This window comes from Microvirga sp. Mcv34 (assembly GCF_024519725.1).
In the GTDB taxonomy this organism is placed as follows: domain Bacteria; phylum Pseudomonadota; class Alphaproteobacteria; order Rhizobiales; family Beijerinckiaceae; genus Microvirga.
Genome location: NZ_JALJRK010000127.1, coordinates 1 through 8,701 on the forward strand (window position 1 = coordinate 1; position 8,701 = coordinate 8,701).

General features: G+C 66.9%; 10 protein-coding genes and 1 pseudogene. 7 read left to right on the top strand and 4 right to left on the bottom strand.

Translation table 11 applies throughout. From position 1 onward, the window contains the following. Positions 1–269 precede the first annotated feature (269 nt). Positions 270–422, top strand: coding sequence for a DUF488 domain-containing protein (locus OC446_RS27985; protein ID WP_262032218.1), 153 nt, complete (start codon positions 270–272; stop codon positions 420–422). A gap of 211 nt (positions 423–633) precedes the next feature. Here OC446_RS27985 and OC446_RS27990 read toward each other — a convergent pair whose 3' ends face one another. Genes OC446_RS27990 through OC446_RS28000 form a run of 3 tightly spaced genes read right to left on the bottom strand, consistent with a single transcriptional unit; the run spans position 634 to position 2,654 of the window. Then, positions 634–1,611 carry a bile acid:sodium symporter family protein gene (locus tag OC446_RS27990; RefSeq protein ID WP_262032219.1) on the bottom strand — a complete coding sequence of 326 codons (978 nt, stop codon included), beginning with the start codon at positions 1,609–1,611 and terminating at the stop codon, positions 634–636. Between the two features lie 41 nt (positions 1,612–1,652). Next, positions 1,653–2,444 carry a YoaK family protein gene (locus OC446_RS27995; protein ID WP_262032220.1) on the bottom strand — a complete coding sequence of 264 codons (792 nt, stop codon included), beginning with the start codon at positions 2,442–2,444 and terminating at the stop codon, positions 1,653–1,655. Positions 2,445–2,501: 57 nt separating this feature from the next. Beyond that, positions 2,502–2,654, bottom strand: coding sequence for a hypothetical protein (locus OC446_RS28000; protein WP_262032221.1), 153 nt, complete (start codon positions 2,652–2,654; stop codon positions 2,502–2,504). A 102-nt stretch (positions 2,655–2,756) separates the two neighbouring features. Between OC446_RS28000 and OC446_RS28005 the strand changes: the two genes are divergently transcribed. The 6 genes from OC446_RS28005 to OC446_RS28030 all read left to right on the top strand — a co-directional run bounded on the left by OC446_RS28005 (position 2,757) and on the right by OC446_RS28030 (position 8,352). Continuing rightward, the gene (locus OC446_RS28005; protein ID WP_262032222.1) at positions 2,757–3,458 is read left to right on the top strand and encodes a FadR/GntR family transcriptional regulator; all 702 of its coding nucleotides are present in this window, start codon (positions 2,757–2,759) and stop codon (positions 3,456–3,458) included. Positions 3,459–3,617: 159 nt separating this feature from the next. Next, positions 3,618–5,171: an ATP-binding protein gene (locus OC446_RS28010; RefSeq protein WP_262032223.1), complete on the top strand. Its 1,554-nt coding sequence runs from the start codon at positions 3,618–3,620 to the stop codon at positions 5,169–5,171. Then, positions 5,168–5,794 (top strand): response regulator transcription factor, encoded by a 627-nt coding sequence (locus OC446_RS28015; RefSeq protein ID WP_262032224.1) that lies wholly within the window; start codon positions 5,168–5,170, stop codon positions 5,792–5,794. The genes OC446_RS28010 and OC446_RS28015 overlap by 4 nt, the downstream gene beginning before the upstream one ends. A gap of 110 nt (positions 5,795–5,904) precedes the next feature. Continuing rightward, positions 5,905–6,393, top strand: coding sequence for a GlcG/HbpS family heme-binding protein (locus OC446_RS28020; RefSeq protein WP_262032225.1), 489 nt, complete (start codon positions 5,905–5,907; stop codon positions 6,391–6,393). Between the two features lie 56 nt (positions 6,394–6,449). Further along, positions 6,450–7,142: an ankyrin repeat domain-containing protein gene (locus tag OC446_RS28025; RefSeq protein ID WP_262032226.1), complete on the top strand. Its 693-nt coding sequence runs from the start codon at positions 6,450–6,452 to the stop codon at positions 7,140–7,142. A gap of 277 nt (positions 7,143–7,419) precedes the next feature. Further along, positions 7,420–8,352 carry a LysR family transcriptional regulator gene (locus OC446_RS28030; protein ID WP_262032227.1) on the top strand — a complete coding sequence of 311 codons (933 nt, stop codon included), beginning with the start codon at positions 7,420–7,422 and terminating at the stop codon, positions 8,350–8,352. Positions 8,353–8,408: 56 nt separating this feature from the next. Here OC446_RS28030 and OC446_RS28035 read toward each other — a convergent pair. Beyond that, positions 8,409–8,701: pseudogene (locus OC446_RS28035) on the bottom strand (cytochrome c oxidase subunit I); the annotation flags it as partial.

Here is an 8,701-nt window from a genome sequence, read left to right on the forward strand (position 1 = left end):
CGATCCTGGAAAAGGTCGCCCGTGCGAAACAAGCGTTAGAGTCACAACACTAGCAGGCGGCACTCCTGGGCGTGCTTACGATACTCCAAAGCGGTTTTCATCGTGACTTTGCCTAGTGAAGGAGGCCATTATGGAGCTTGGCAACTCCCCGGCAACCGCTCTCCGAAAACCTGAGCAGTTCAACCGTGATGCCCTGCCGGACAGCCTGATCTCAGATCAGCTACGAACAAATCGCCGAGCTCGGCGGGCTGCGCGGCAAGCAGCGCCAGATGCCTCCTTCCCCTAATGAGTATTGGGAGAACAAGAGCTTGCGGAACTATGCCGGCTACGCCTTGAGCGACACATTCCGCTCCAGCTTGGCCAGGCTGCGCGATCTCGGCGGCAGGAACATCACGGGCATAATGTGCGCCGAGGCGGTGTAGTAGTGATGCCACCGCCGGATCATCACCGACCACCTGCTCACCTTCGGGTGCCCCGTGTTCCACATCCTTGGACCCGACAATATCGAGCCAGCGTCTCTCATGCCCGGCGCCCGCCCCTTCCCTCACGGAATTGACTACCCCGGTACTGTCCAAGCCTCCTGAAATGCCCGGCTGCGCCGGCTCGCACCTGTCGTGTGCACTCCCAGACACTTCATGCGGAGGCTGCCATCGCCGTCCCGTTTTGCGCGTAGCGCCGGGCAAGGACGGCTCCCACTAGGATCTGGATCTGGTTGTAGAACATGATCGGCAGTACGATCATGCCGAAGCCGGGAGCGGCCGCGAACAGGACCTTCGCCAGCGGCAGGCCTGAGGCCAGGCTCTTCTTGGAGCCGCAGAACACCGCCGCAATCTCGTCGTCGCGGGAGAAGCCAACCCGGCGGGCGATGAAGGCGGTCACGGCCAGCACCACCGTCAGCAGCACCAGGCACAGCACCGCCGTCAGGGCTACGCTTGCAGGCGGGAGCCGGGACCACAGGCCGTCGACCACCGACTGCGAGAACGCCGTGTACACGATCAGCAGGATCACGCCCTGGTCGAGCTGGCCGATCCGGCGCTCGTGCCGGGCCATGACGCTGGCCAGCCACGGGCGGGCCATCTGCCCGGCCGCGAAAGGAACCAGGAGCTGGAGCACCACGTCGCCCAGGGCCTCGGTGAGGTCAAAGCCACCCTCGACGGAGGTCCGGGTGAGCAGCGACAGCAGCACCGGCGTCAGCAGCAGCCCAAAGACGTTGGATGCGGCCGAGCTGCAGATCGCCGCCGGCACGTTGCCCTTGGCCATGGCGGTGAAGGCGATGGAGGACGTCACCGCTGAGGGCAACGCCGCCAGGTAGAGAAAGCCAAGCAGCAGGTCCGCCGGCATCAATGCCTCTGGCAGGACACCGAACGGTATCACGGCCACGGGGAACATCACGAACGTGATGGCGAAGATGAAGATATGCAGCCGCCATTGCACGAGGCCTTCGATCACGACCTCTCGCGGCAGCGCTGCGCCATGGACGAAGAATAGCAGCGCGATACCCAGGATCCCAAGGGTATCGAGGATCTCCGCGCTGGCGCCCTGCGCGGGAAGGACGCTGGCCACCGCGACAGCTGCCATGATCAGCAGGAGAAATGGGTCGATCTTACGCATGAGTCATTCCAATTCGATGATGAACTGCGTGTTGGCGGCGCTCAGTAGTACGGCCACACGGAGGGGTGATTGGGTGCCGGATCGCCATCGCGCCGACCTGTGCCGTCAGGCCCATCTGCCTTCCGGAGCAGATCCTGGCGATGGCATTCCTGCGGACCTGCCGAGTGGGATTGCGTCCCCGCGGGCACCGCACTGAGCATCGCCAGACTGGCCACCAATGTGGCTGGAACCGTCAGGGCCATTGGGCCGAATGCGACGTGAAGGATCGCGCCAGCCACGGCCCCGGCCACGAGTGCCCCCCACAGGAGGACATGGCCACCCAGGCGCCAGGGCTCCGCCCGCCCAAGAAGGGCTTGGCCGAGCAACCGTCCCAGGCTCACCAGCGTGCCGGTGATGAAGGTCACGCCCAGCCGCACCCCGCTCACCGGCTGCAAGACGGTGTTCTGCACGCCCATGGCCGCCACGACCGGGAGGACTGCAGTCGAGATAGTCCATCCCGAGCTGGCCAGGGCAACCGCTGCCGCAAGCAGGAGCGCCTCCAGCAGCAGGACGGCCGGGAGGCGCCATGCTCCCATGCAACCGGCCAGAACGGTCGCAACCGTGACGCCGCCCAGGAATGAGGCGATCATCATCGCTCCCTGGCAGACGGGTCCCCAGTCGCCGTCGCCGAGCCCGACGCCGAGCGACACGCTGGCTCCGCTCATGAAGGACGCGAACAGCCCCCCAAGACCGATGTATCCAACGGCATCGACAAAGCCGGCCACCGCCGTCAGTAGCCAACCCAGGACGACCTGGGTGGGAAGGCCCAGTTGGATCTGGTCTGCCGGCTTCATGCCTCCTTGGCAGGATGGCATCCTCCCAAAGGTACGCGGGTCCAGCCTGGTCACGGCTCACAAAATGCGAAAGAGACCGTCGATGACGATCCAGACGAACATCGGATAGATCGACAGCCCCAGGACGGTGCCGATGGAGCGACCCACGCGGACAGTCGGGTCATGGCTCGGCTCGTCACCAAAAAACTGGTCGACAATCGTGGCTCGCATCAGACGTTCTCCTCTATTCCCTTGACGGCGGCACCTTTCGCGCCACCGCCAGACCTGCTACATAGGCTGGATCAAAATTGGTCTAATAATTGGTCTGCTTACATGCCCGGCACACGCCTGACGACAGCCGATGCCACCCGGCGCCTGCGCGCCCACCTGCGGCAGCAGGCCTACGGTCCACAGGACCGGCTGGAGCCGGAGCGGATTCTGGCGCCCAGGATCGGCTGCAGCCGCGAGACCCTCCGGGCGTCGCTCAACATCCTAGAGAAGGAGGGTTTGATCTGGCGGCATGTGGGTCAGGGCACCTTCGTCGGGCCGCGCCCGGCCCATGAGCCGATCCGGCCGTCGGTTCTAGCCGAGATGGCGTCTCCCGCCGACGTGCTCGACGCCCGGCTCCTGATCGAGCCGCCCATCGCGGGCGAAGCGGCACTGCGTGCGACCGCCGACGAGATCGCCCTTCTGCGCGGCCACGCGCTCCGGAGCAGCGAGGCGCCCGACTGGCAGGCCTACGAGCAGGCGGACGACGCCTTCCACAAAGGGATCGCCCGGATCACCGGCAATCCGCTGCTGATCGCCTTCCTTGATGTCCTGTCATCGGTGCGTGGCCGCGCCCGCTGGCAGCGGCAGCACGACCTCGCCTTCCGGCGGGCCCGCAAGAAGGAGTATGCGGCGCAGCAGGGGCGCATGCACCTGGCTATCGTCGAAGCCCTCGCGGCACGGGATCCTGAGGCGGCCCGGCAGGCCATGTTCGATCACCTCAGCGCCATTCGCGCCATCATGGTGCATGAGACGGTCTCTCCGTGAGCGGACTGAACTGAAGCAACCATCGCCTCAAGGTGCCTCTGTCCGTGCGCAATGGACCTGGCCGAGCCGGTATCCACCTCCGGCGCAGCAACGCCGGGCGGTCGACGGGCGGCTATCGCGACGCTAGTCTCATGATCATGCTTGTTCTGTTCCCCGCTCATGAATAGTCGTGCCGCACGAACTCTTGGTGTCTGGTTTGCGCTGACGGTCGTCGCGGCGGCCGCTGTCTCGGCCGTCAACTTCGTCCGCGTCCGCGACGGCTTCGAGGTCGAGGCGCGTACCCTGCACCGTGTCGTCTCACAACGGGCGGATCAGCATGACGCGCACTTGACGAGCCTCGCCGCCGTGCTCGCCAGCTCTGAGCGCTCGTTCACGACCTTGAGTGCGGTCGCCGAGGCCGTCCTGCGCTTCTACCCCCGCATCACGGCCATCGACGTCGTCGGCTTGGCGCCCCTGCCGAACCTTGTGTTCACGACCCGTGAGCTTCAGCCCGGCAGGCCGGGGATTGATGGGCTTGCAGCAACCGCTGCCAATCTCTCGGCTGGACAAGCGGTTGTGCTGGCTGAACCAAACGGCGCGGAAGCCTACCACTTGGTCAAAAGACTCCCCGAGGCCACGGTCCCAGCGGGTGTCCTGGTGATGACGGTCGACGCACGGCGGTTAATCGAACCAGAGGCCGACCTGCCCGTGGGGACGAACTTGGCCCTGCGCGAACCGTCTGGACGCGAGATCGTCCACGTGGGAGAGACGACCTCATCTGATGGGCTTCTGCCGAACCTCGCCTTCGAGAAAGCGCTCGGCAGCCGGTCCCAGCCCCTCCTCCTGCGGGTTGCCCGGCAGCCCAGATTCGGCGAGCTTCTGCCGCCCGTGGCCGTTGCGCTTGTGGCAGTCGTTACCGGGATCGGAGTGTTTCTCGCGGGGTTGGTGCTGCGCGAGCGGCGGGCGGCCCGGGAGGCCCGGGAGCGGGCGAGCTTTCACGAGCACCAGGCCCGGCTTGCGCATGCCATGCGGGTCAACACGGTCGGCGAAATGGCCTCCGGCATCGCCCATGAGCTCACGCAGCCTCTGACCGCCATCCTCAGCCGCAGCCAGGCGGGCCTGCGCCTCGCCCGCTCCCCTTCAGCGGATCGAGACGAGATCATCGGCGTGCTCGACGCGAACGTCCGCCTCGCCAAGCGGGCCGGCGACATCCTTGCGCGTTTGCGCGCCTACGTGTCGAACAGCGGACCGGCACCCGAACCCGCAAGCCTCAACCAGCTGGTTGGCAACGTCGCGGAGCTGATGCAGGGCGATCTGGAGCGCCGCGGCGTTGCTCTGGAGCTTGATCTCGACCCAGGCGATCCTGTCAGCGTGGTTGACCGGGTGTCTGTCGAGCAGGTCGTGCACAATCTCGTGCGCAACGCCGCGGACGCCGTCGAGGCCCTGCCGCAGGAGCGGCGGACGGTGACGATCACAACAACCGCTGGCGGCGACACGGCCGTGATTGTGGTCCGAGACCGGGGGCCGGGGATCGCTGCCGTCGATCTGCCGCGCCTGTTCGAGCCGTTCTTCACCACCAAGCCGGGCGGCATGGGCCTTGGTCTGCCGCTCTGCGAGCGGATCGTCGAGGCCTTCGGCGGGCGGATCACGGCGGCGAATGCGCCGGAGGGTGGTGCCGTGTTCACGATCCGCCTGCCGCGGCTCGGTGACCAACGGAAGGAGGCGGCCGAGTGAAGACATCCTCCCGCACCGTGTTCCTTGTCGACGATGACGAGGACGTCCGCGACGCGCTCCGGATGCTCCTGCGCGTGGCTGGGTTCGCGGTCGAGGCCTTCCCAAGCGCCCTCGCCTTTCTGGAGCGGCGCGACCAGACGGCCGAAGGATGCATCGTCGCCGACGTGCGGATGCCCGGCCTCTCGGGCCTTCAGCTCCTGGAGCGGCTTGCCGCAGAGGGCGAGCGCATGCCGGTGGTGGTGATCACCGGGCATGGCGACGTCAATGCCTGCCGGCGCGCCTTCAAGGGCGGCGCCGTCGACTTTCTGACGAAACCAGTCGACGAGCAGGTGCTGATCGAAGCCATCGAGGCGGGCTTCACGCGGCTTGACGTGCAGCGACGTGAAGCCGGCGAGGCCGATGAGGCGCGGGCGCTGCTAACCCGCCTCACGCAGCGCGAGAGCGAGATCCTCGACATGGTGGCCCGCGGCTGGATGACGAAGGAGATCGCCCGGGCCATGGGGGTTTCACCGCGCACGGTTGAGACCCACCGCGCCAACCTCGCGGAAAAGCTGGGCACGACTTCGGTTGCCGAGATGGTGCGCCTCGTGCTCCTGGCTCGCCCGACCCACACGCCTCCGTAGGACTACGGAGACCGCTCCGGGGCCGCACCGATAACCCACCGGGCTTCGTCTGGCTAAGGTCCGGGTGTCGAACACACCGGGATCCGAGCGGTCCCCACAGGAGAAGTCTTATGTCGAACATTCGCAATGCCGTTGTCGCGGCTCTCATCCTGGCCCCTGCGGCCGCCGGCGCCGAAGTCCTTCAGGAACGCAACATACCGCTGGCGATTGCCCAGGAGCTGGCCCAGGCCACCGTCGAGGCGTGCGCCGCCAAGAACTTCAACGTGACGGCGACGGTGGTGGATCGCGCCGGCCTTGTGCGCGCCGTGCTCCGGGCCGACCGGGCCGGGCCCCACACCGTCGAGGCAAGCCGCGCCAAGGCCTACACGGCGGTGTCCGCCCGCAACACCACCACCGCCATCATGGAGAATGCCGACAAGAACCCGGCCGCCCGGCACCTGGCGGCCATCGAGGGCTTTCTGCTGCTCGGCGGTGGCGTGCCGGTGAAAGCCGGTGACGAGGTGATCGGGGCCGTAGGCGTTGGCGGCGCCCCGGGCGGGCACCTTGATGAGGAATGCGCGAATGCCGGTCTTGCCAAGATCCAGGCGAAACTGAAGTGATCGCCAATGCGGTGGCTGGCATTTGCACCGGCCGCCGCACCACGTGGAGACAGACCATGGCCAATCCACTCGCACTGGTCGGACTGCTCGTCATCCTGGGCCTCTCCGGGGGCGCGGCCTCCGCGCAAACGCCACCCACACAGACTGAAGTCTCCGTCTACCGCGGTCTGCACGCGGCCGCAGCCCGAGGCTCGGACCAGGACATCCGCCGCCTGGCCCAGGCGGGCGCCGATCTCAACACCCGGGATGGCAACGGGCGCACGCCGCTGCATGTGGCGGCGTTCCAAGGTCACGGGACGGCAGCCCGGGAGCTGATCGCCAACGGGGCGGATCCCAGCCTTCTCGACAACCAGCGCTATGATGCCGTAACCATCGCGGCGGTCCGGGATGACGTGCCGACGCTGAAGGCGCTGCTCGCCGTAGGTGCGAGCGCAAAGCTGATCACCAGCGTGTACGATGGCACGGCCCTCATCGCCGCGGCCCACCTCGGCCACGACGGCATTGTCCGCGAGCTTATCTGGGCCGGCGCACCGCTCGACCACGTCAACAATCTCGGCTGGACCGCCCTGATCGAGGCGGTGATCCTCGGGGACGGTGGGGCCCGTCACACCGAAACTGTGCGGGCGCTCCTCGAAGCCGGCGCCGACGCCAGGATCCCTGACCGCAACGGAGCGACGCCGCTCCAGCTCGCACAGGCCCGCGGGTACGGCGGCATGGTGTCCCTGCTGCGAGAGGCCTCCGACCGCTAGGGTGATGGTGGGCTCCGTTTGACTTCCCCGCCGGGGGGCATATCCTCGATGAACCATGTTGAGCTTGCCGAGTTTCAGCCGCGGCTTGCATCGCGCAGGTAACCTGATCGCGGGCACCTAGCCCCGGGCTCATTCGGGCGCCGCCGCGGCCCGAGCCCGGGGCTCACAGAAGCAGCCGGAGCTGCTCCGGAGAGCTCGGCCGCCGGTGCGGCCGCGACCTGCGGCGGTTTTCCCTCTCAAGCCCCGTGCGCCTCCAAACCCAACGAAGGGTGTCGCCATGGACATCGAACTCGCCCGTACCTTTCTGGCCATTGTCGAGGCTGGAAGCTTCGTCCGCGCCGCGGAGCGGCTGAACGTGACGCAGACCACCGTCAGCGCCCGCGTCCGTTCCCTGGAGGACCAGCTTCGGCGCCCGGTCTTCATCCGCAACAAGGCCGGTGTGGCCCTGACCGCCGCCGGGGAGCAGTTTCTACGGTTCGCGCCGACCCTCGTGCAGGTTTGGGAGCGGGCCCGCCACCAGGTCGCGGTTCCGGTCGGCCGCCGGGCGGTCCTCGCCATGGGGGGCGAGCTGACGCTCTGGAACCCGCTCCTCCTGAACTGGATGGTGTGGATGAGACGCAACGCCCCCGACCTTGCCCTCCAGACCCAGGTCGGCCTGTCGGACGGCCTATTGCGCCAGGTTGCCGACGGGGTGCTCGACCTAGCGGTGGTGTATTCGCCAAGACAATGGCCGGGGCTGCAGGTCGAGATGCTGATGGAGGAGACGCTCGTCCTGGTCACGACGGATCCATCAACAGAAGGCGTGTCGGATCCGGACTACGTGTATGTCGATTGGGGTGCGGATTTCGCGGCGCATCATGGCCTGAATTTCCCACAGTTCTCCAACCCCGGCCTCTCCATCGGCCTGGGGCCGCTCGGGCTGGACTACATCGTGCAGGTCGGAGGAACGGGGTACTTTCGCAAACGCGTGGCCCAGCCCTATCTCGCAAGCGGCCGCTTGCACCTGGTGCCTCATGCGCCGGAATTCCCGCTCCCGGCCTATGCCGTCTACCCGGAGAATGCCGGGAATGACGATCTGGAGGCTGCCTTGGCAGGCCTTCGAGCGGTAGCCCAGGCGGAGGAGCCACAGCCCGGGAACGGCCCAGCGCCGGCGGAGGCGCCGAAGGCAAGCTTGGAGCACGATGCTAGCGTCCCCGTTCCCGCGGAATGAGGGCCGAGCGCGGCAAGGCTGATGAATGCATGGAATGGCTGCGACCGACGCCCCGATCAGTGACGGGTGTCTACGATGCGCGGCAACGTCTCAAACTGGTGGAACGGAGGCGGGGAGGACAGGGTCCATTCCAGCGTCGTTGCACCCTCACCCCACGGGTTGTCGGCCGCCCGCTCCTTGCGGATGAAGGCATAGATCACGCCGTACATGAAGATGAACAGGCCGGCGAAGAAGATGTAGGCGCCGATAGACGACACCATGTTCCAGCCGGCGAAGGCATCCGGATAATCCGCGTAGCGGCGCGGCATGCCGGACAGGCCGAGGAAGTGCATCGGGAAGAACAGCACGT